This is a genomic window from Gordonia sp. (in: high G+C Gram-positive bacteria) (genome assembly GCF_047600385.1).
Lineage (GTDB): Bacteria > Actinomycetota > Actinomycetes > Mycobacteriales > Mycobacteriaceae > Gordonia.
The window spans coordinates 3,378,188-3,400,592 of the sequence record NZ_JASGKZ010000001.1 but is presented as its reverse complement, the minus strand read 5'-3'; the positions used below and the strand labels follow the sequence as shown (position 1 = coordinate 3,400,592).

23 protein-coding genes are annotated in these 22,405 nt (G+C 70.0%); 22 read left to right on the top strand and 1 reads right to left on the bottom strand.

The window, feature by feature from the left end:
- Position 1 precedes the first annotated feature (1 nt).
- From QM809_RS15370 to QM809_RS15335, 8 genes are all read left to right on the top strand, one after another.
- Positions 2-1,498, top strand: a complete 1,497-nt coding sequence (locus tag QM809_RS15370; protein ID WP_415046589.1) for an amidase — start codon at positions 2-4, stop codon at positions 1,496-1,498.
- Between the two features lie 88 nt (positions 1,499-1,586).
- Positions 1,587-2,339: a 4-hydroxy-tetrahydrodipicolinate reductase gene (gene dapB, locus QM809_RS15365; protein ID WP_415046588.1), complete on the top strand. Its 753-nt coding sequence runs from the start codon at positions 1,587-1,589 to the stop codon at positions 2,337-2,339.
- 2 nt (positions 2,340-2,341) lie between these two features.
- Positions 2,342-2,917, top strand: coding sequence for a hypothetical protein (locus QM809_RS15360; protein WP_415046587.1), 576 nt, complete (start codon positions 2,342-2,344; stop codon positions 2,915-2,917).
- A gap of 83 nt (positions 2,918-3,000) precedes the next feature.
- Positions 3,001-4,779, top strand: a complete 1,779-nt coding sequence (locus QM809_RS15355; RefSeq protein ID WP_415046586.1) for a PQQ-binding-like beta-propeller repeat protein — start codon at positions 3,001-3,003, stop codon at positions 4,777-4,779.
- Positions 4,776-6,281 (top strand): hypothetical protein, encoded by a 1,506-nt coding sequence (locus QM809_RS15350; RefSeq protein WP_415046585.1) that lies wholly within the window; start codon positions 4,776-4,778, stop codon positions 6,279-6,281. Before QM809_RS15355 ends, QM809_RS15350 begins: the two co-directional genes overlap by 4 nt.
- 58 nt (positions 6,282-6,339) lie before the next feature.
- Entirely contained in the window at positions 6,340-6,564 is a 225-nt protein-coding gene (locus QM809_RS15345; RefSeq protein ID WP_415046584.1) for a hypothetical protein, read from the top strand.
- A gap of 54 nt (positions 6,565-6,618) precedes the next feature.
- Entirely contained in the window at positions 6,619-8,400 is a 1,782-nt protein-coding gene (locus QM809_RS15340; RefSeq protein ID WP_415046583.1) for a PQQ-binding-like beta-propeller repeat protein, read from the top strand.
- A 1,212-nt stretch (positions 8,401-9,612) separates the two neighbouring features.
- Positions 9,613-10,281 (top strand): hypothetical protein, encoded by a 669-nt coding sequence (locus QM809_RS15335; protein WP_415046582.1) that lies wholly within the window; start codon positions 9,613-9,615, stop codon positions 10,279-10,281.
- Between the two features lie 34 nt (positions 10,282-10,315).
- Here QM809_RS15335 and QM809_RS15330 read toward each other — a convergent pair whose 3' ends face one another.
- Positions 10,316-12,247 carry an ABC transporter ATP-binding protein/permease gene (locus tag QM809_RS15330; protein WP_415047112.1) on the bottom strand — a complete coding sequence of 644 codons (1,932 nt, stop codon included), beginning with the start codon at positions 12,245-12,247 and terminating at the stop codon, positions 10,316-10,318.
- 224 nt (positions 12,248-12,471) lie between these two features.
- Between QM809_RS15330 and QM809_RS15325 the strand changes: the two genes are divergently transcribed.
- From QM809_RS15325 to QM809_RS15260, 14 genes are all read left to right on the top strand, one after another.
- Positions 12,472-12,873: a flavodoxin family protein gene (locus QM809_RS15325; protein WP_415047111.1), complete on the top strand. Its 402-nt coding sequence runs from the start codon at positions 12,472-12,474 to the stop codon at positions 12,871-12,873.
- 125 nt (positions 12,874-12,998) lie between these two features.
- Positions 12,999-13,355: a hypothetical protein gene (locus QM809_RS15320; protein ID WP_415046581.1), complete on the top strand. Its 357-nt coding sequence runs from the start codon at positions 12,999-13,001 to the stop codon at positions 13,353-13,355.
- Positions 13,356-13,662: 307 nt separating this feature from the next.
- The gene (locus QM809_RS15315) at positions 13,663-13,998 is read left to right on the top strand and encodes a hypothetical protein (RefSeq protein WP_415046580.1); all 336 of its coding nucleotides are present in this window, start codon (positions 13,663-13,665) and stop codon (positions 13,996-13,998) included.
- Positions 13,985-14,158, top strand: coding sequence for a hypothetical protein (locus QM809_RS15310; RefSeq protein ID WP_415046579.1), 174 nt, complete (start codon positions 13,985-13,987; stop codon positions 14,156-14,158). Before QM809_RS15315 ends, QM809_RS15310 begins: the two co-directional genes overlap by 14 nt.
- Before the next feature lie 61 nt (positions 14,159-14,219).
- Complete coding sequence (locus QM809_RS15305; RefSeq protein ID WP_415046578.1) at positions 14,220-15,026, top strand: thymidylate synthase; 807 nt, start codon at positions 14,220-14,222, stop codon at positions 15,024-15,026.
- 29 nt (positions 15,027-15,055) lie between these two features.
- Positions 15,056-15,550 carry a dihydrofolate reductase gene (locus QM809_RS15300; protein WP_415046577.1) on the top strand — a complete coding sequence of 165 codons (495 nt, stop codon included), beginning with the start codon at positions 15,056-15,058 and terminating at the stop codon, positions 15,548-15,550.
- Positions 15,547-16,776: a winged helix-turn-helix domain-containing protein gene (locus QM809_RS15295; RefSeq protein WP_415046576.1), complete on the top strand. Its 1,230-nt coding sequence runs from the start codon at positions 15,547-15,549 to the stop codon at positions 16,774-16,776. The genes QM809_RS15300 and QM809_RS15295 overlap by 4 nt, the downstream gene beginning before the upstream one ends.
- A gap of 67 nt (positions 16,777-16,843) precedes the next feature.
- A complete protein-coding gene (locus QM809_RS15290; RefSeq protein WP_415046575.1) occupies positions 16,844-17,584 on the top strand; it encodes a class I SAM-dependent methyltransferase in 741 nt (246 codons plus the stop codon).
- Positions 17,584-17,988: a helix-turn-helix domain-containing protein gene (locus tag QM809_RS15285; RefSeq protein WP_415046574.1), complete on the top strand. Its 405-nt coding sequence runs from the start codon at positions 17,584-17,586 to the stop codon at positions 17,986-17,988. Before QM809_RS15290 ends, QM809_RS15285 begins: the two co-directional genes overlap by 1 nt.
- 330 nt (positions 17,989-18,318) lie before the next feature.
- Positions 18,319-18,873, top strand: coding sequence for a hypothetical protein (locus QM809_RS15280; protein WP_415046573.1), 555 nt, complete (start codon positions 18,319-18,321; stop codon positions 18,871-18,873).
- Positions 18,874-18,883: 10 nt separating this feature from the next.
- The gene (locus tag QM809_RS15275) at positions 18,884-19,267 is read left to right on the top strand and encodes a nitroreductase/quinone reductase family protein (protein WP_415046572.1); all 384 of its coding nucleotides are present in this window, start codon (positions 18,884-18,886) and stop codon (positions 19,265-19,267) included.
- Positions 19,264-20,502 carry a CaiB/BaiF CoA transferase family protein gene (locus QM809_RS15270; RefSeq protein WP_415046571.1) on the top strand — a complete coding sequence of 413 codons (1,239 nt, stop codon included), beginning with the start codon at positions 19,264-19,266 and terminating at the stop codon, positions 20,500-20,502. The genes QM809_RS15275 and QM809_RS15270 overlap by 4 nt, the downstream gene beginning before the upstream one ends.
- Complete coding sequence (locus QM809_RS15265; RefSeq protein WP_415046570.1) at positions 20,499-21,416, top strand: hydroxymethylglutaryl-CoA lyase; 918 nt, start codon at positions 20,499-20,501, stop codon at positions 21,414-21,416. The genes QM809_RS15270 and QM809_RS15265 overlap by 4 nt, the downstream gene beginning before the upstream one ends.
- A gap of 56 nt (positions 21,417-21,472) precedes the next feature.
- Positions 21,473-22,243, top strand: coding sequence for an HAD-IIB family hydrolase (locus QM809_RS15260; RefSeq protein WP_415046569.1), 771 nt, complete (start codon positions 21,473-21,475; stop codon positions 22,241-22,243).
- The last annotated feature ends 162 nt before the right edge of the window (positions 22,244-22,405 follow it).

Sequence of the window (22,405 nt, the reverse complement as noted above, 5' to 3'; positions counted from 1 at the left end):
GATGCACCTCGACGAATACATGCGCTACGACGCGACCGGCCTGGCCGAACTCGTGAGGCGCGGGGAGGTGACGCCCGCCGAACTGCTCGCGCTGGCCCGGCAGCGGATGGCGGAGGTGAACCCCGCGCTCAACGCGGTGGTGATCGAGACCGCGCCGGAAGCCGACGCGCAGGTGGCGGGGGAGCTCTCCGGACCCTTCGCGGGTGTGCCGTTCCTCCTCAAGGATCTCTCGCAGGAGTACAAGGGATACCCGACCACCGGCGGCTGCAAAGCCCTGAAAGACGACGTCGCCACCGAGAACGCGCTGGTCACGGATCGTTTCCTCGACGCCGGGCTGGTGGTGGTCGGCAAGACGGCCACCCCGGAACTCGGGTCCAAGGGCGTCACCGAGTCGACGTTGTGGGGGCCGACCCGCAACCCCTGGGACACGAGTCGGACTCCCGGCGGCTCCTCCGGAGGCTCCGCCGCGGCGGTGGCGGCGGGCATCGTCCCGGTCGCGGGCGCGAACGACGGCGGCGGCTCCATCCGGATCCCGGCCGCGTGCAACGGCCTGGTGGGTCTCAAACCCAGCCGAGGGCTCACCCCGTACGGCCCGCAGACCGGCGAGTCCGGCTTCGGGATCGCGGTGGAAGGCGTCGTCGCCCGGTCGGTGCGTGATTCGGCCGGTCTGCTCGACGCGATCGCGGGCCCGCACCGCTACGCCGACTACCTCACCGCTCCGCCCGCCGAACGCTTCACCGACGCGATCACCGCGCGACCGGGAACGCTCCGGATCGGGTACTCCACGCATTCGGCGATCACCGAGTCCCCGGAACCGGAAGCCGTCGCGGCGGTCGAGTACACCGCCGGACTGCTCCGCGACCTCGGCCACGAGGTGGTCGAGGTGGCCCCGCCGTACGACGACAAGGCACTCGCCGAGACGTTCCTGACCATCTGGTTCGCGCGCCTGGGCGGCGACGTCGCGCAGATCAAGGACCGCACCGGCGCCGGCGACTCCGACTTCGAGGCCGACACCGTCGCCATGGTGGAGTTCGGCCGCGCCAACGGCACCGAGGCGCTGATCCGGGCGCTCGACGGCGTCGTCGGCTACACCCATGCGATGGAGCGGTTCTACGAGTCGTTCGACTTCTTCCTCACCCCGACCCTCGCGTGCACGCCGGTGCGCATCGGGGCGCTGGAGACCCCGAAACCGCTGCGGATCGGGGCGCGCGTGGCACACCGGGTGCGGGCGGGGAGACTACTGCTGGCCAGCGGGCTGATCGAGCAGATGATCGCCGACAACCTCGGCTGGGTGCCGTACACCCAGCTGGCGAACCTCACCGGCCGGCCCGCGATCAGCGTCCCGGTCTACTGGACCGACGACGGTCTGCCGCTGGGCGTCCAGTTCAACGGCTCGCTGGGCTCGGACGGCGCCCTGCTGCGTCTGGCCGCCCAGCTGGAGGAGGCCGCGCCCTGGATCCAGCGCTTCCCGGCCCGGCCGACGCCGACGCGGGGATGAGCCCGGACCGGTGCGTCCCACCCGCCCCGCTCGGGGCCGGGCGATCTAGACTCGTCGTCGTAGATCCCGAGCGAATGAAGGTGGACAGATGAGCGGTGCGATCCGGGTCGGAGTGCTGGGCAGCAAGGGCAAGGTCGGGCAGGCGATCGTCGACGGCGTCGTGGCCGCCGCGGACACCGAGTTCACCGTCGGCGTCGACAAGGGCGACGCGCTCAGCGCCTTCGTCGACTCGCAGACGCAGGTCGTCGTCGACTTCACCCACCCCGACGTGGTGATGGACAATCTGAAGTTCCTGGTCGAGAACGGCATCCACGCCGTCGTCGGCACCACCGGGTTCACGCAGGAACGGCTCGCCACGCTGCAGGGCTGGGTCGACGCCAACCCGGGTGTGGGCGTGCTCATCGCCCCGAACTTCGCGATCGGGGCCATCCTGTCCATGCACTTCGCGCAGCAGGCCGCCAAGTACTTCGACTCGGTCGAGGTGGTGGAGCTGCACCACCCGCACAAGGCCGACGCGCCGTCGGGCACCGCGGGCCGGACCGCGCAGCTGATCGCGGCCGCGCGCGCCGAGGCCGGTTGTGCGCCGAGCCCGGACGCCACCTCCACCGGACTGGAGGGCGCGCGGGGCGCCGACGTCGACGGTGTGCGCGTGCACTCGATCCGGCTCGCCGGGCTCGTCGCCCACCAGGAGGTCCTGTTCGGCACCCAGGGCGAGACGCTGACCATCCGGCACGACTCCATCGACCGGACCTCGTTCGTCCCGGGCGTGCTGCTCGGGGTGCGGGAGATCGGCGCGTATCCGGGTCTGACCGTCGGACTCGATGCCTTCATGGACCTGTAGTCGTGACGGAGAACGGATCCGACACGGAACCGGAGAATATCGGATCGGAGAAGGACGACTCGTACGGCCGGGGCGAGTACAAGGAACGCGACGCGCGACCGCTGGTCCTGATGATCGGCTTCATGGTCTTCGCGATCGTCGTCTACCTGGTCCTGCTGAGCCGCTCCGCGGTCCGGCTGATCCAGACCGGCGACGTGGTGGGCATCGGCATGGGTCTCGCGGTGTTCATCCTGCCGATCCTCGGGGTGTGGATCATCGTGCAGACGGTCCGATCGGGGATCGAGCACCAGCGGATGACGCAGGCCGTCGCCGCGGCCGGCCGCGACCTCGACGTCTCCGCACTCCCGCACCGGCCGTCGGGGAGGCTCGAACGCGACGCCGCCGACGCGCTGTTCGCGCAGGTCAAGGTGGAGTGGGAGGCCGACCCGTCCGACTGGATGAGCAGCTACCGGATCGCCCGCGCCTACGACTACGCCGGCGACCGGAAACGGGCCCGACAGCTGATGCGGCGGGCCTCGGAGGGGTACCGGCAGGCGAAGGCCGACGGCACGCTCGGGGATCCGACCGCGAAGTCGTGAGAACACCCCCGGCACCGTGTCGGCGACCCGCCGACACGGTGCCGGGGTGATTCGGGCGATATGCCGGTGCTTACGATCATCGGGTGACTGACGATCCGACGATGGTCGCCGGGGAACCGGCGGAAGGCGAGAGCTCGGAGATCTCGAAGACGACGGGGGCATCGGGGGAGGGGGAGGAGAACCCTCGCACGACGGCCGGATTCGATCGCGCCTTCTTCGGCGGACTCGGCGTCGGTCTGCTGGTCGCGGCCGCATCGCTGGCGCTGGTCCGATGGCTGGGACACGAGAACGGTCCGGAGTCGGATCGGCAGGTCGAGATCGGGATGATCGCGGCGGTGATCGTCGTCGCGGCACTGGTGATGCTGACCGTCTCCGTCGTCGCGCTGGTCCGCGACGGGACCGGGCGCGGTTCCGGCCGGGTTCGGCTGTTGACGACGCTGCTGGGTGTCGTCGTCCTGAGCCCGGCGCTGGTCGCGATGTTCGGGCAGTTCGTCACCGACGAGAAGGCCGAAACCGATCCGGGAGAACCGACTCTGGGCAGCCTCTGGCTCCTGCTGGTGGGCTGCGCCTGCACGTTCGTCGCCTGGTATCCGCGGTGGCGGCCCCCGCCGGAGGACGGTGTTCGACGCCGCCGGGCCGTCGCGATCGCGGCGGGTGTCGTCCCCGTTCTGGTGGTCGCGGCGACGTCGTTCCCGAAGAGCACGGTGGCCGAGCCGCGACCGGAGATCGCCATCGAGCACGTCGACATGCACGCGGTGCCCGGGGAGACACCCGCGCGCGTCGGGGCGGAACCGGAGAAGCTGGCGAGCGGTGAGAAACCGGCTCTCGACGAAGAACTTCGGGGTGAAGCGCTGTCGGTGGGGCCGGGATACTTCACCGGCGACTTCATGATGATCAACGGTGACACCGGCACGGTGCGCTGGCGCCTGACCGAACCCGACGACACCGAGCTGATCGCCGTCGTCGATGCCCGCACCTCGACGGTCGCGGTGACCGCTCGCCGCGGCGGTGCCGGACGAACCTTCGGGGTCGACGCGTATTCCGGAGAGGTCCGCTGGACGCGGGACATCGCGCTGGCCCGGTGGTCGTACGGCGGCGACTGGACGCGAGACCGAGCGGTGGCCGCGAACGTGCTCGTCGTGGTCTCCGACGATGCGCGGACCGCGCGAGCGTTCGCCCCGGACTCCGGGCACCCGATCTGGACGCGCGACGTCGGACGAGACTGCGCGATCCGAGAGATCACCGCGACGGCGGCCGTGGCCGTGCGGGTGCACTGTGTGCCGGACGATGAGAGCGGATTCTGGATACTCGATCCCGCGACCGGGCGGCGCACTGCGGTGCACCCGGTGAGCGCCGAGGGCTTCGCCATGCGGGAGGACACCGCGCTCGTCGCCGACCGATACGTCCCGCTCTTCTCTCGTAACGATCCCGACGAAGTCGTCGGTGTCGCCGACGCCGCGACCGGTGAGCCGGTGGTGCGGTTCGCCATGCGAGGTGCGGGGGCGGATGGTCACGCGGATCAGTCGATCGTCGGCTGCGCGGCCGACGGCGACTGTCTGATCAAGAAGAACGATGCTGACGGGTCCGAGGGAAGGATCGTGTCGCTGCGCCGAGCGCACCCGGACATACCGATCAAGACGATCGCCGACGGCCTGCCGGGGCCGCTCGGGTTGCGTGGCCGGATGCTGTGGTTGCGGGAGCAACTGCTGTGGGCGGCGTGGCCCCACCACGCGGTGGTGATCGTGAATCGTCGAACGGGTGAGGTGACGCACCTCGACGGAGTACACGGCGACCTGCTGGCGGTGCCCGGCGCGGTACTGGTGCGCGGCGAATCGGAACTGGTCAGATTGGCGGGGGCATGACGGGGGAACGACTCGGATCCGAGATCCGACGACGAGCCGCGTGGTACTCGGGGGTGAGCACCGGTGCGACAGTGCTCGCCGTCGCCGGGGCCGTGGTCGCGCTGTGGGGCCGGCCGGGATCGGCCGATGTCGAGGAGGTCGACTCGGCGATCGTCGCGCTCGGCCTCGGGGTTCCTGCGGCGATGGTGTGCGTCGTGTTCCTGCGACTGGTGCTGCGTCGCCGGCCCGATCTCGCGGAGGCGGTCGGCGCCCCGGCCTGGATTCTCACCGGTGCTGGAGGGATCGCCGCCTTCGTCCAGGTGCTCGTGTTCGGCCGCCACCGGCAGCTGATCGGTGTGCTCGACGTGCACTCCTCGGTGATCCTGGCGACGCTCGCGGCGGCGTCGGCGGTGATCGCCGCCGCCTCCCTCGGCGCGCTCGCCGCGGTGTACGTCCGTGAGCAGGACACGGAAGATCCGGTCGCCGACGACGACCGGATGCCGACGCGCCGGACGGGGTTCGTCGCGGCGACGGCGACGACGGTGATCGGTGCGCTGATCGCGGGTGTCCTCGTCGTCGTGCAGCAGCCGTCCCTGCGCCTTCAGGATGCGGAGGCCGCCGCGCTGGGGAGTCCGCCGGTGCCGACGTCGATGACCGAGACGGCCTATCGGATCCGGGCGGACGACGAGAACGCCTACGCGCTGCGCGCCGGACCGGGGTTCGTCGTGGTCGACGGCGACGAGCTCACGGCGTACGAGGGATCCCGGGGCTTGAGGCGCTGGACGTTCGACGCCGGGCGGATCGGCGGACTCTCCGGGTCGAGTGATACGCGGGAAGTGGTGGTGTTCGGATCCGCGCGGGACGCGGACGAGGAGACCGTCGTCGTCGCCGGAGGGGACCTGTCCGTCGGTCTGGACGCGGTGACCGGACGGGTGCTGTGGCGCTCGGCCGCCGCCGCGTTCCGCGTGGGAGACGGCGACGATCGGCTTCACCGAGTCCGGTTCGCCCCCCGCCGATACGAATACGGGAAAGACCCGACACCTCCCACCATGACCTTGATCGACCCGCGCCGGGGAGTCGTGCTCTGGAGTCGGGAGGTCTCGTGCGACCGGTCCCTCCGGGCGGCGACCGTCGATCATCTGGTTCGGGAGGCGTGCGGCGGTTCGGGGCGGATCGAGATCCGTGCGCTCCCGAACCCGGAGGCGCGCCAGGTGAGCCCGAAGGTGCCGGGAGAATGCGGTGCTCACCCGGATCAGGGCCCTCGGGGAGGGACTGTTCGCGCTGGTCTATCGTCTCGGGCCCAGAGGTTTCCGGGGGCGAGCGTCACCGCGCGGACTGATCGTCGTGCTGAACGCCGAGAACGGACGAGAGGTCGACCGCTTCGACGGCCGCTTCGACGTCGGTCCCGTGCACGACGACCTCGTCGTCACAGCCGGTCCGGCGATCAGCGAGGAGGACAGGCCGGCGCGACTCGTGGTCCGCGACCTCCGGAAGCGCACGTCGAAGACGATCCAGGTCGATGACCTCGACTCCGTCCTGCGCGATGAGTGGGTCGATCAGTACTTTTTCAGCGGGGATCGGGTGGGCGACCGGTTGGTGCTCGCCGGACCCCGGGGACTCGTCGCCGTGGATCCGGTGTGGGGGAGGGTCGACGAGATGCCGGACGTCTGTGTGGGCGGACTGCGCTTCTACGACGGGAACGATCTCCGGTATTCGTACATCGTGACGGTGCCCGGCGCCGTCGTCGTGCGGTGCCGGGCACCGGGGCGGGCGCCGTACGGCGTCGAGATCGTCGGGCTGCGTTAGCACCGGCGGGCGGCGGGTGATTCGGGCGGATCGCCGGTGCCTAGGATCATCCGGGTGACCGATGACGATCCGGCGGCGGCCGCCGAGACCACGGACGAGATGTCGGCGGTGGAAGAACGGCCCCGCACCAGGACCTCTCGCGTCCTGGCGACCTACGGTCCGGCGTTCTTCGGCGGACTCGGCGCCGGGCTGCTGACGGCGGCGGCGCTGCTGGCCCTGGTCCGGTGGCTGGGGTACGGGAGGGACCCGCGGCTGGATCGGTACGCCGAGGTCGGGATGATCGCGGCGGTGATCGTCGTCGCGGCGCTGTCGGCGACGACGGTCTCCCTGATCGCGTTGGTCCGGGTCGGCGAGGCGCACGGTTCCCGCCGTGCCCCGGTGCGGGCGGTCCTGGTGGGGACCGTCGTCGTGAGCCTGTGTCTGGTCGCGACGTTCGGCCAGTTCGCCGGTGCCGAGGACTCCGACCCGGGGCAGCCGATGCGAGCGAGCTTCTGGCTCCTTCTGGCGGGCTGTGTCTGCACCTTCCTCGCCTGGCGCGTGGAATGGAGCGTCTCGCCGAGAAAGGATCGTCGAGGACGACAAGCGGTCACGGCTGCGGCGGCGTTCGTCCCGATCGCCGTCGTCGTCCCGGTCGCGGCGATGTCGTACCCGACGAACGAGTCGGCCGAGTCGTTGCTCGGCGCCCCCGGGATCACCGTCGACCGTGCCGACACGCACGCGGTGGCCGGCGCGGTGCCCGCGCGTGTCTCGTCGACGCCGGAGAAGACGACCGGCGACGAGAAGCCGACGTTCGACGGGCGGCGCAAGACCGCGGTCTCGGTCGGGCCGGGCTACTTCACCAGTGAGATGACGATGATCAACGGCGACACCGGCACCGTGCGTTGGCGTCTGGCCGAGCCGGAGGACGGCGTCACGCTGTTCGCGATCGTCGACGAGAACGCCTCGACGGTGACGGTGTCGGCGAGTCGTGCCGGTACCGGCCGGGACAGGATCGGACGCACGTACGGCATCGACGCCGATTCGGGCGAGATCCGCTGGCGACGGGACATCGTGCTGCCCGGCCGGCTGTACGGCGTCGCCGAGGACGACGGACGCGATCCTCTGCTGGTGGACGCGACCGCCCTGATGACCGTCGCCGACGACGCGCGGACCGCCGAGGCGTTCTCTCCGCGCGACGGCCGGCCGATCTGGACTCTGGACGTCGGACGGGACTGCGCGATCCGGCAGGTCTACAAGACCACGGTCGTCGCCGTGCGCGTGCACTGCGGTACGGGCAGCGCGGAGAGCGGATTCTCGATGCTCGATCCGGGGACCGGCCGGCGGCTGTCGGTGCGGCCGCTGACTCCTCACGGGTTCGCCACCGCCGCCGGCACCGCGCCGATCGCCGACGGATACGTGCCGATCCTCGGTGGGAGCTCCGGCGACAGCGTCGTCGGAGTGGCCGACGCGCGAACCGGTGAGCCGGTGCTGCGGTTCGGCCTGCGGCGCTATTCGGACGATGACACCAGGCCGGATGCGTGGATCAGCGGTTGTTCCGCCGACGCGGAGTGTCTGATCGGCGATCCGCGGGATCGGAAACGGATCGTGTCGTTGAGCGGGGCACGCAAGGAGATTCGGGTCGACGCGGACCGATCCGCCAGACCGCCGCTCTGGCTCCGAGACCAGGTGCTGTGGGTGACGTCGGCCGGTGGGGAAGAGCGGTCGGCACTGGTGATCGTGGATCGTCGGTCGGGAGCGGTGACCCGGATCCCCGGGGTGGACGGGGACGTGCTCGCCGTCCCCGGCGCGGTCCTGGTACGCGGCGAATCGGGACTGACCAGATTGGCGGCGGCATGAGGGGAGAGCGATCCGGGCCGGAAGCCCGGCGGCAGGCGGCGTGGTACTCGGGGACGAGTGCGGGTGCGACGGTGCTCGCCGTCGTCCTGGTGGTGGTCGCTCTGTGGGGACGGTCGGGACTGTCGAGTGTCGAGGAGGTCGACTCGCGGGTCTTCGTGATCGGCGTCGGAGTCCTGGTGGCATCGGGCGGCATCCTGGTGCTCCTGCTCGATCTGCGGTACCGGCCCGGACGCGCGGATGCCGTCGCGGCACTGTCCTGGCTGATCGCCGTCTGCGGCGGGATCGCCCTCGTCGCGCCGTTGTCCCTGTTCGGTCGGAACCGGTCGGCGATCCGGGTGCTCGACACACATGCGGCGGTGACACTGGCGACCCTGTCCGCGGCGGCCGCACTGATCGCGGCCGTGTGCCTCTGCCTGTGCGCCGGGGTGTTCGTACACGAGCGGGACACGTCGGACCCCGACGCCGCCGCGGACACGGCGGACGTCCATGCGGGGACGGACACCGCGGTGGTCCCGGCGGGTCCGGAGCGGGTGGCGACGGATGATCCTGCCGGCATCGGGTCCCGGATACCGACGAGTGGAATCTGGCGGCGCACGGCGACGGCGGCGATGCTGGTCGGCGCGCTGATCGCGGGCGGGCTCGTCGTCGTCCAGCAACACGCTCTACGGCTCCAGGACGCGGCGGCCGTCGCCGTCGAGAGTCCACCGGTGCCGACGTCGATGACCGAGACGGCTTACCGGATTCGTCTGGACGGTCGGAACACCCAGGTGCTGCCCGCCGGTCCGGGGTTCGTCGTCGTCTCCGGCGATGTGATCACGGCCTACGACGGATCCCGGGGCACGGAGCGTTGGACGTTCGACGCCGGCCGACTCGGTGGTCTCTCCGACCCGAATCGGTGGTCCGGCGCGCGTGACACCGAGGACGTCGTGGTGTTCGGATCCGCCGAGAACTCCGGCGAGGACACGGTCGTCGTCGCCGGAGGAGACGTCTCCGTCGGTCTGGACGCGGCGACCGGACGGGTGCTGTGGCGCTCGGCCGCCGCCGAGTTCCGCGCCCCGTCGCCCGCGGGCCTCTTCGGCCGCATGCGATTCGTCGCCGGTGGCGACGGCTCCGAAGACGAGTCCGTTCCCCTCGAAGAGGACGGTGATCGATCCTCGCCGAGGGGTCGTTCTCCGGCGAGACGAGGTTCCGTGCGTCCCGTCTTCGTGGGCGGTGAGCGCCGATCACCTCGTCGGAGCGGTCTGCGATCGGGTGGACCGGATCGAGATCACGGACCTCTCGTCGTGGGCCGGGCGCCAGGTGGCCCCGGACGTGCCGGACGAGGCGTCTCTCACCGATGTCAGGGCGCTCGGCGAAGGACTGTTCGCGCTGGTCTACCGCGTCGGTACCGGCGAATCCCGCGGGCTGATCGTCGTGCTGGATGCCGAGGCCGGCCGGGAGGTCGACCGATTCGACGGGCGCTTCGTCCTCGGCTCCGTCCACGGCGGCCGCGTCGTCGCAGCCGACGGACGAGCGACCGATCGGTGGGACTTCACGTCCCGACTCGTCGTCCGCGACCTGGGGAGACACGTGTCGACGACGATCCGGAACGACCGCGGCGGCGAGTTCTTCCACCACCCCGAGGCGAGCGATCCGCTCGATCTCCGCTCGATCTGGGTCGACGGTCGACTGATACTCGCGGGATCCGAGGAGCTCTGGTCCGTGGATCCGGAACGCGCGAGGATCGAGGAGGTGCCGGCCGTCTGCGCGGACGGCTTCCACGTCTATGACGGTGCGGACATCGCCTACTCGAACGTCATGACAGCGCCCGGCGCGGTCGTCGTGCACTGTCGTGCCCCCGGCCGCTCGCCGTACGGCACCGAGATCGTCGGGCTGCGTTAGCGGGGGCTTCCCGACGAGGTGTGTGCCGCGCGGTTCAGCGCGCAGGGCTCATGTCGCCGAGTTCACCGATGTCGCCGACCCGCCAGGACCCCTTGATCCCGTTCAGACGCAGCTCCCGGGTGTGATGCCGTTCCAGCGTGCTGCGGTGGCTGACGCTCACCAGGATCGTCTCCGGGAGTTCGGAGCGGACCAGGGCGTACATCTGGAATTCGAGGCCTTCGTCGAGCGCCGAGGTCGCCTCGTCCAGGAACGCCGCCTTCGGGCGGGTCAGCAGCAGGCGGGCGAAGGCCACACGCTGCTGCTCGCCCGGGGAGAGCACCTTGGCCCAGTCCCGGACCTCGTCCAGCCGTGGACCGCCCGAATGCGGCAGCGACACCTGACGAAGGACGGCATCGAGCGCGGCGTCGTCGATCTCGCCGGGCGCGAACGGGTACGACACCACCGACCGGAGGTCGCCCAGCGGTACGTACGGCAGCTGCGACATGAACAGGATGTCGCGCAGCCCGTCCGGCCGGGCCATGGTTCCGCTCGTGTACGGCCACAACTGGCCGAGACTGCGCAGCAGCGTGGTCTTGCCCGACCCCGAACGGCCGGTCACCAGCAGTGCGTCGCCCGGCTGGAGCGACAGGTTCAGGTCGGTGACCAGCGGCGCGCCGTCGGGCGTGCGCACATCGACGTCGACCAAGCTGACCGTGTCGTCGGTGGACGGCTGCACGTCCAGCGCGGGGAGGGCACGACTCTGCTCGTCGGCGATCACCAGTCCGTGCAGACGGATGACGGCTGCGCGCCAGCCGGCGAAGCTGTCGTAGGCGTTCCGGAAGAACGAGAGGCCGTCCGCGATGGAGCCGAACGCCGACGCGGTCTGGGTGACGTCGCCCATCTTGATCTGGCCGTCGAACAGCCGCGGCGCCTGGATGAGCCACGGGATCGGCACGATCGCCTGGCTCATCGACAGGTTCCAGCCCTTGAAGGCCAGCATGCGGACGATGTAGCTCTTGTAGTTCGCGACGATCAGCGCGAAACGACCGCGCAGCTGCTCCCGCTCGGCGCTCTCACCCCGGTAGAACGCCACCGACTCGGACGCATCCCGCAGACGCACCAGGGAGTAGCGGAAACCGGCGTTGTACTTCTCGTTCCGGAACGCGAGGCGGATGATCGGGCGACCGATCCAGAACGCGATGACCGTCGCGATCGCCACGTACGCGAACGCGGTCCAGAACATCGCGCGCGGAATCGTCAGATCGAGGATCGTCAGATCGCCGGAGAGATTCCACAGGATCTCGGTGAACGCGATCACCGAGGCGACCGAGGTGATCGCGCCGAACAGCAGGGTGCTCTCGGCGATGTAGCCGGGAGTGTTCGTCTCCGGTCCGACGCCCGTGGTGAACACGTCGACGTCGGCCTGGATGCGCTGATCGGGGTTGTCGATCGAGTCGTCGATGAACCGGGACCGGTAGTAGGCGCGATCGGTCAGCCAGTCGCCGGTCAGTTCGTCGGTGAGCCAGGCGCGCCAGTTCAGCATGAACCGCTGCGTCAGGAACAGATCGAGCAGCTGCCGGATCACGTGGAGGGTGGCGAGCAGCACGAACAGCCGACCCAGCGACGTCCAGAACCCGTCCATGCCGGACTGTTTGACCTTCTCGTCGCCGGCCGAGAGCCCCTGCACCGCGGTCTGGATGGACGAGTAGAGGTCGTTGCCCTGGTAACTGAACAGCACGTCGAGGCGGACACCGGCCATCACGATCAGCAGGATCACCGCGAGCCACACCCAGATGAGGCCGCTGCCCGGACCGGTGAAGTAACCGCGGGTGACCCGCCAGAACTGGCGGCCCCACACGGTGAACTTCAGCAGCAGCACCAGCACGATCATCGTGACGACCGCTGCGATCGCCCAGGCCTTGGCGATCCACAGGAGTGAATCCCAGGCGGCGGCGCTCCAGTCGATGGAGTATTCGAACGGCTCCAGTTCATTCACCGGCGGCACTTCCTTGCGATCGGCGTCGGACAGGTCACCGCGCGAAACTACCCCAGGAAGTCGCGGGCACAGCGTATTTCGCGCATACCGGATCCGCCGGTCGGGAAGACGTACTCCGGGGTCGTGGATCGCATCGGACGCCGACCGGGCTGCGCTAGCGTGGACGCGTGCGCCTGCTGATCGTTCACCACACACCGTCACCGCACTGCCAGGAGATGCTGGAGGCGGTGCTCGCCGGCGCCACCGACCCCGAGATCGAGGGCGTCGAGGTGGTCCGCCGCGCGGCGCTGACGCTCTCCCCGGTCGACGTGCTCGAAGCCGACGGGTATCTGCTCGGATCGCCGGCCAACCTCGGCTACATGAGCGGGGCCCTCAAGCACGCTTTCGACACCGTCTACTACCCGTGCCTGGATTCGACGACGGGCCGGCCATACGGGCTCTTCGTGCACGGCAACCAGGGCACCGAGGGCGCGCAGCGGAGTGTGCACTCGATCGCGGGCGGTCTGGGCTGGGTCAAGGCGGCCGAGGACGTCGTCGTCTCGGCGAAACCGACCAGGGCCGAGCTCGAGGCCTGCTGGGAGCTGGGTGCGACCGTCGCGGCACAGTTGACGACCTGACGCAAGAGCGAGGTCTCGCGGCCTGTGGACGATCCGCGTCCATCCACAACTTCGCCGACACACCTGGCACTAGTCGCCGGGACCGTTCGATGATTCTCCCAATGCCGAGCGTGGGGGAGTGGTCGATGGGGGCTCAACAATGGGTGACGTCGACAGTCGGCTTGGCGGCGACCTTCGGTGTGATCGCGACACTGTGGCAGCGACAGCGATCGGAACACCTCGACCGGAGAGAACGAGCCTCCGAACGAGTGCGGCTTCGCGAACAGCAAGCGCGGCACGACGAACAGCAGGCACGTGCGGAGTGGTGGAGACGCTGGGAATGGGCTGTCGAACTCGCATCGGCAGACGATCCCGCACGCGAGGGTGCCGGTGCGGCGACGATGGAGGCGCTCGCGGATTCTCCGCTGATCACCGCGAGTGAACTCGGTATATTGGAGGTGTTCGGTCGTATGAGCGAGTGGAGCAGCCATGGATCTGACTGAGAGCGAGCGCCAGCGCGCGAACGCGGGCTACTCGTTGCGCGGTTCCACACCGGACATCCGTCGGACCTATGCCAGGATCCTCGTGAAGGTCGCACGGCGACAGGGCCGAGAGCCTGATCGGTGGGTGCTCGACGTCGCCGAAGGACGCCTTCCCGCGTAAGCCACTGCACAGTCGACGGCGTGACGCAAGGGCCGAGTGCCGCGGCTTGTGGACGACGACGGTTGTCCACATTCTCGCCGATCCTCTCTGGTCAGTGCGGTCTCCGGGTGATCCACTGGCGGTGGATCATCGAGTGGGGAGTGGTCGATGGGGGCTCAACAATGGGTGACGTTGACAGTCGGGCTGGTCGCGAGCATCGGTGTGATCGCGACACTGTGGCAGCGACAACGATCGGAGCACCTGGATCGGGTCGAGCTGAGACGGGATCGTGCGCGGCGTGACGAGTACGAAGCGCGCAGTGAATGGTGGCGACGTTGGCAGTGGGCGGTCGAGATGGCACTCGCCGACGATGACGCGAGGGAGCGGACGGGTATCGAGACACTCGATGCGCTCGTGATGTCGTCGCTGGTCACGGGCAGTGAACTCGATATAGTCGAGATGTATTTCAAGAATCGTGGAGGGCCGAGCCGTGGATCTCACTGAGAGTCAGCGTCAGCGGGAGAACGCGGATTTCACCCTGCGCGGTCGTACTCCGGAGGCTCGTCGAGCCTCGGCCCGAGGCCTGGTGACCATCGCGCGCAAACGCGGGCAGCAGCCCGATCAGTGGGTGCTCGACGTCGCCGAAGGTCGTCTTCCCGCGTAGCCGCCGCGCCGACGGTCACCGCGGAACGTCGACCGTTCTCCCCGTCAGTAGACTCGGGCGGGTGACCCCGATCGTTCCCACCCCGTACGAGGACCTGTTGCGTCAGGTCATGGAGACCGGCACGCCCAAGGCCGACCGGACCGGGACGGGAACGCGCAGCGTGTTCGGTGCGCAACTCCGCTACGACCTCGCGCAGGGCTTCCCGCTGATCACCACCAAGAAGGTGCATCTCAAGTCGATCGTCTACGAACTCCTGTGGTTCCTCCGCGGCGACTCGAACGTGCGCTGGCTCCAGGATCACGGCGTCACGATCTGGGACGAGTGGGCGGACGACGACGGCGAACTCGGCCCCGTCTACGGCGTGCAGTGGCGCAGCTGGCCGACGCCGTCGGGTGAGCACGTCGACCAGATCCAGGCCTCCCTCGACCTGCTGAGGTCCGACCCGGACTCGCGGCGCAACATCGTCTCCGCCTGGAACGTCGGGGAGATCGCGCAGATGGCGCTCCCGCCGTGCCACGCGCTGTTCCAGTTCTACGTCGCCGACGGCAGACTCAGCTGCCAGCTCTATCAGCGCAGCGCCGACCTGTTCCTCGGGGTGCCGTTCAACATCGCCTCGTACGCCCTGCTCACGCACATGATGGCGCAGCAGGCCGGCCTGGCGGTGGGCGACTTCGTCTGGACCGGCGGGGACTGCCACGTCTACGACAACCACGTCGACCAGGTCCGCGAACAGCTCTCGCGGGACCCGTACCCGTACCCGCGACTCGAACTCCGCCGGGCCGATTCGCTCTTCGACTACACCTACGACGACGTCCGGGTGGTCGACTACCGGTCGCATCCGGGGATCAAGGCGCCCGTCGCCGTCTGACGCCTGATCGCCGAGGAAGGGAACCGCACATGGAGATCGTCCTGGTCTGGGCGCAGGACCGGTCCGGCGCGATCGGTCGCCGCGGCGCCATCCCGTGGCACGTGCCCGAGGACATGGCGCACTTCCGCGAGGTCACCGGCGACGGCGCGGTGATCATGGGCCGCAAGACCTGGGATTCGCTGCCCGAGCGGTTCCGTCCGCTGCCGGGTCGGCGCAACGTCGTGCTGACGCGCTCGCCGGGGTTCGTCGCCGCCGGCGCCGAGGTGGTCGACGGTCTCGCGGCGGCGTTCGACCTGGTCGGCGGGACGGCGTCGGTGATCGGCGGCGGCGAGATCTACCGGGCCGCGATGGCGCACGCGACCGGTCTGCACGTCACCGAGATCGACACGGACGTCGACGACGCCGATGCGTTCGCCCCGACGATCGACCCGGAGATCTGGCAGGCCGTCACCACGACCGACTGGCGGCGGTCGCGCACCGGTACGCACTACCGCTTCCTGGAGTACCGTCGGGCCGTCCGGTGAGCGCTGACCTCTCGACGGCCGCGGCCCGCCGGATCGCCCTGGCCGCCCAGGGGTTCGCGGATCGGCCGCCCGCCGGTACACCGACGCGGACCCACTTCGCCCGAGTCCTCGGCCGCACGCGGCTGCTGCAGATGGACTCGGTCAACGTCCTCGCACGCGCCCACTATCTGCCCGCGTTCAGCCGACTCGGCCCGTACGACGACGAACTCCTCGACCGGGCGGCCTGGCGCGACACGGCCCGGGCGCCGCGGCTGCTCGCCGAGTACTGGGCGCACGAGGCGGCCCTGATCCCCGTCGACGACTGGCCGCTCTTCCGCTGGCGGATGCGGGAGTTCGCCGAAGGACGGTGGCGACACACCCGGGACGTGCTGCGCCGCAGCGGTGCCCTCGTCGACGACGTCACCGCGGTGATCGCCGAGGCGGGCGCCAGCACACCGCGCCAGATCGAGGATCGCCTCGGCATCGACCGCCCGGCCGCGGAGAAGGGGAGCTGGTGGACGCGCGGCGAGGTGAAGCACGTCTGCGAGGCGCTCTTCGCCGCCGGGACGCTCTCGTCGGTTCGGGACCGGAACTTCACCCGCGCCTACGACCTCGCCGAACGCGTCCTCGGCGCGGACCGCTGTGCGACGGAGATCGCCGAGACCGATGCGGTCCGGGAACTCGTGGCGAAGGCCGCCGCCGCGCACGGCATCGCGACCCTTCCCGACCTGGCCGACTACTACCGGCTCAAGACCGCACAGGTGCGTGCCGTCCTCGGCGATCTGCTCGACGACGGCACGGTGCGCGAGGTCGGCGTCGAGGGCTGGAACGAACCGGCCTATCTGCACACGGCGGCACGGACACCGCGCGCGGTGCCGCGGTCGGCGCTGCTCTCCCCGTTCGACCCGGTCGTCTTCTTCCGGCCGCGCACCGAACGGCTCTTCGGTTTCCGCTACCGCATCGAGATCTACGTGCCCGCCCACAAACGGGTGCACGGCTACTACGTGCTGCCGTACCTGCACGACGAGCGGTTGGCGGCGCGCGTCGACCTCAAGGCGGACCGCACGGCCGGGGTGCTGCAGGTCCTGGCCGCGCATCACGAACCCGACGTCGACATCGGTCGGGTGGCGCACGACCTGGCGGCGGATCTGCGGACGACGGCGACGTGGCGCGGACTCGACGACGTGGTCGTGCAGCCGCGCGGCGACCTCGCGCCCGCCCTGACCGCCGCGCTCGGCGGCGGATAGGCCCGGATGTTCCCGGCGGGTTCATCTCGCCGAGCGAACTCGTTCTCACAGGCGTAAGTTCGCATTTGTGAACTGGTTCAGCGCAGGTGGCGATGTCTACGCTCGGCATCGGCCCAGCTATCCGACGAAACTCGCGCGGCAACTGGCCGATGCCGCGCCGGGACGGGCGTGTGCGGTCGACGTCGGCTGCGGCACCGGATTCCTCACCGCATTGCTCGCCGAATACTTCGACGAGGTCTACGGTCTGGACCCGAGTGCGGACCAGCTGGCCAACGCCTCACCGCGTCCGGCGATCGAATACCGCGTGGCCGCGGCGGAGGCGACCGGCCTGCCCGACGGCAGCGTCGACCTGATCACCGCAGCCCAGGCCGCGCACTGGTTCGACCTCCCGGCGTTCTACGACGAGGCGCGGCGGATCGCCGTCGACGGTGCTCTGCTGGCCCTGGTCACCTACGGGGTGGCACGACTGGAACCCGATCTGCAGGCGCGTTTCGACCGCTTCTACACCGACGAGGTGGGACCGTACTGGGAGCCCGAACGCCGACACGTCGACAACCGTTACGCGGATCTGGAGTTCCCGTTCGAGCGGGTGGACATCACCGTCGCCGACATCGAACGGGACTGGACGCTCGAGGAGTTCGCCGGCTACCTGCACAGCTGGTCGGCGGTCCGGAAGGCCGAGAAGCAGGGCGTCGGCGACCTGGTGACCGGGCTGATCGACGACCTCTACCCGGTGTGGGGCGGCGAATACCGGCACATCCGCTGGCCGGTCACCGTGCTCGCCGGCCGGATCGACGAGGACACCTGATGCCGCAGTCGCCGGAGACACTCGACCACCTGCGGCGGGCCCGCGACCTGATGGACCGCGACTATGCGCTGCCGCTGGACGTCCCGGCGATGGCGACCAAGGCGATGATGTCGACGGCGCACTTCTCCAAAGAGTTCGCGGCCGCCTATGGCGAGACCCCGTACGGGTACCTCGTCACCCGGCGGGTGGAACGCGCGATGGCCCTGCTGCGCGACGGATCGGACGTCCCCGAGGCGTGCCTGGCGGTCGGGTTCTCCTCACCCCGGTCGTTCAGCAGCATGTTCACCCGGCTCGCGGGGGAGACGCCGTCGTCGTACCGGGAGCGGCCGCACGACGAGTCGGAGGAGCTGCCGTCGTGCATCACCGCGGTCCTGGCCCGCCCGACGCCGTTCTGCACCCGCTGAACCCTCCCGGCTCCGAGCCCGGCCGGAGGCGGCACGCCTGACCTCCCTCGCCGGTCGCTCCATTCTTTCGTCGGTCGTCCCTAATCTTTCATCGGTCGTTCCTTCGTTCTCTCGTCGGTCGGTGCTCTTCATCTCGGTGGTCGAGCGGAGTCGAGACCGCTGTCTGAGCACCGAGGGGATCTCGACTCCGCTCGATCACCGAAGGACGCTCGATCACCGAGGGACGCTCGATCACCGAGGAACGCTCGATCGTCGGAGAACGTTCGATCATCGGGAATCACTCATCTAGGGTTCTTGTCGAACCGACGACCACGATCTGAAGCGAGCACGATGAGCAACGACACCGCCGAGGCGGCCAGCGACGAGGCCGGGATGGAGATCTACGGGGCGTGGGGAGCGGTGCTGCCGGACCAGACGCGCGCGCAGATGGCGGTGGTCGGGAGCGACGACCAGTTCGTCGTGATCCACCGGACCGGCGAGGGGCGATGGGACTCCCTGGCCGTCGCCTTCGATGAGGAAGCGGCCAAGCGCACCGCCGATCTGGTCACCCGGATGACCAGGATGCCGGAGTACCTGCGCATCGGCGGCGACGGAGTCGGCGCCGGCCTCGACACCGATCATCCCGGCGTCGAATGGGTGGTGCCGACCGCCGTCGTCGACGATCCCGATCCGATCGTCCGGATCACCGGCCCCGGCACCGACCGGTTGTGGGCGGTGCCCAGCACCGACGGCGAGGTGGTCGGCCTGCTCAACCCCGACGGCGACCCCCGGGAGATCGCCGAGTTCACTTCGGGCGCGGCCGCCGATGCCTTCATCGGGATGGTCGACGCGCTGTTCGCCCTCAACGGCAGCCGAGGCTTCGCGGAGGGATCGGGATCACACTAAGGTGGGGCGCGTGAACACCTTTCAGAACGTCGCCCGACAGGCGAACAAGGTGGTGGCGCCGCTGCTGCAGGCCCCCGTCGTGGGAGCGTTGCTGGGCAGGTCGATGGCCGAGCTCACCTACACGGGTCGGCGCAGCGGGAAGACCTACCATCTGGTGGTCAACTACAAGCGCAAGGCCGACGACGAGATCGTCGTCGGCGTCGCGCTGCCCGACAAGAAGACCTGGTGGCGCAACTTCTACCCGGATCCGGGCCCCATCCTGGTCCGGCTCGACGGCGTGGACCGGCCCGGCACCGCCGTCGCCAAGCGGTCGGAGAAGGGCACCGGGGTGCGTATCGTCCTGCAGCCGCTGGGTCTCACCGACGCCGCCGATCACCCCGGGGCCACCCGATGACCGACGCCGCGTCGCGTCGTCTGCCGCTCGAGGGCGTGCGGGTCCTGGAACTGGGCAACTACATCGCCGCGCCGTCGACCGGACGCCTCCTGGCCGACTTCGGCGCCGAGGTGATCAAGATCGAACGGGAGACCGGCGACGAACTGCGCAACTGGCGTCTCTACGCCGGCGAGACGTCCATGCTCTTCCGCACCCTCAACCGCAACAAGAAGTCGATGGTGCTCGACCTGCGTACGCAGGAGGGCCGCGACGACGTCCGGCGCCTCGCCGGCCGGTGCGACGTGGTGCTGGAGAACTTCCGCCCCGGCACGCTCGAGAAGTGGGGGATCGGCCCCGACGTGCTCAGCGCCGACAACCCGGAGCTGATCTTCGTCCGGATCTCCGCGTTCGGGCAGACCGGACCGTATTCGGAGCGGCCGGGCTTCGCCGCGGTGGCCGAGGCCTACGGCGGTTTCCGCGAACTCATCGGCGACCCCGACCGGCCGCCCGTGCGGACCGGCGTCTCCATCGGCGACTCGATCGCCGGACTGTACGGCGCGTTCGGCGCGGTGACGGCGCTCTACGAGGCGCTGCGTCGTCGGGAACAGGCGGCCGAACCGCTGCCGTTGGAGGACCGGATCGTCGACGTCGCCCTGCACGAGGCGATCTTCTCCATGATGGAGTCGCTCGTCCCGGACCTCGGCGCGTACGGCGTCCGACGGGAACGCACCGGCGGCCGCATGCAGGGGATCGCGCCGTCGAACGCCTACGTGTGCGCCGACGGGTTCTCGGTGGTGATCTCCGGCAACGCCGACGGCATCTGGCCGCGGTACATGAACGCCGTCGACCGGCCCGACCTGGCCGCCGACCCCGGCCTGGCCGACAACGACGGCCGCTGGGCCCGGCGCGACGAGATCGACGACGCCATCGGCGCCTGGACCGCGCAGCGGACCCGCGACGAGGTGCTCGCCGCGATGGAGGCCGCGGGCGTGCCCGCCGGACCGATCTACACCGCGGCCGACATCGTCGCCGATCCGCAGTACCGTGCGCGCGACATGATCCAGGAGTTCGACGTCGACGCCGGGGGCGACGGCCCGACGCGCGTCGGTTTCCCCGGCGTGGTGCCGGTGCTCGGCGGGAAGTCGCTGCCGATCCGGTCGCTCGGCCCGGAGATCGGCGAGCACACCGAGGAGATCCGCGCGCGCTACCTCTCCGAAGCGGACGGGTCGGACGAGGACGGGGTGGACGCGGAGTGAGCGGCCCGGCGCTGCGCGACGTGACCCTGCGCGACGGCTTGCAGCTCACCGGCAAACCGCTGCCCACCGCGACCAAGGTGGCGCTGGTCCGCACGCTGCTGGCCGCCGGGATCCCCGAACTCGAGATCGGTTCCATGGCCCGCGGTGACCTGGTGCCGCCGATGGCCGACAGCCTGGACGTGGTCGCCGCGCTCACCCCGGACGAGCTCGACCGCTGCTGGATCTGGGTCGCCACACCCCGCCACGTGGAGAAGGCGGTGGCCGCCGGCGCGAAGAACGTGCAGTACTGCTTCTCGGTGTCCGACGCGCACAACAAGGCCAACATCGGACGGCTCACCGAGGACAGCCTGGCCGCCATGCCCGCCGCGATCGAGATCGCGAAGGCCGCGGGCGGACGGATCCAGCTCACCCTCGCCACGGCGTTCACCTGCCCGTTCGACGGCCCGGTGGACCCCGACCGGGTCCGGGCGATCGTCGACGACCCGCGCACCGAGGGCAGCGACGACGTCGTGCTCGCCGACACCCTGGGGCAGGCGTACCCGGCCGAGGTGGAGGAGCTCTTCGCCGCGGTCGCACCGCTCGCCGGGGACCGTCGGCTGATCTTCCACGGTCACGACACGTGGGGGACGGGTGTCGCGAACTCTCTCGCCGCGCATCGGGGCGGCGCCGTGATGGTCGACGGCGCCCTCGGCGGACTGGGCGGCTGCCCGTTCGCGCCCGGCGCCAGCGGCAACACCGCGACCGAGGACCTGCTGTTCGCGACCCGCCCGGACTATCTGACGCCCGCGGTGTTCGGGACGCTGGTGAAGGCCGGGGAGGACCTGCTCGCCGAACTCGGCGAACAGTCCCGCTCCAAGGCCGCGCAGGGCGCCCGTTCCAAAGCCGAGGCGTTCGGCTGGGTGGTGGCGTCGTAGCGCGGACCGGATGCCGCGCGGCCGGTGTGAGGGTGCCCTGACTAAACTGTCGTCTCATGGCAGACGGACTGAAGCACAACGGCAAGACCTACAAGCTCGTCATGTTCGACCTCGACGACACCCTCGCGCCGTCGAAGACCGCGATGAGCGACGAGATGGTCGAACTGTTCCGCGAGATGCTCGGCAAGAGCCTGGGCTGCATCATCTCCGGCGGCCAGATGGGCCAGTTCCAGACCCAGGTGCTCGATCGCCTCGGCGAGTTCGAGCATCGCGGCAATCTGCACCTGATGCCGACCAACGGCACCCGCTACCTCCGCTGGGAGGAGCCCGAGTGGGTCACGGTGTACGCCGAGGACCTGTCCGACGACCAGAAGTCGCGGGCCCTGGCCGTCGTCGAGGAGGGCGCCCGGGAACTCGGTCTCTGGGAGACGCAGACCTGGGGCCCGATCCTGGAGGACCGCGGCAGCCAGATCACGTTCAGCGCACTGGGCCAGGCCGCGCCGGTCGACGCCAAGGCCGCCTGGGATCCGGACGGCCGCAAGAAGGAGTCGCTGCGCGCCTACGCCGCCGAACGACTGGCCGACCTGGAGGTCCGCAGCGGCGGCTCCACCTCGGTCGACATCACCGCCAAGGGCATCGACAAGGCCTACGGCGCACGTCGTCTCATGGAGATCCTCGGCCTGACCGTCGACGACATCCTGTTCTTCGGCGACCGCCTGGACGAGGGCGGCAACGACCGCCCGGTGATGGAGCTGGGCATCGACTCCCTCGCGGTCCACGGCTGGGAGGACACCCACGCGAAGCTGTCGGCGATCGTGCGCGGCTGATCTCGACTCCGCTCGATCACCGAAGGGGGAACCCGATCACCGCCGAGGAACCCCCTCAACGGGGGTGAGCCCCCTTCGCTGATCGAGCGGAGTCGAGATCGCCCTTCCCTCGGATCCGGGCGAGGCCGACGGGTGCGGCGGGGCGGGGCGCGGACCTCGGAG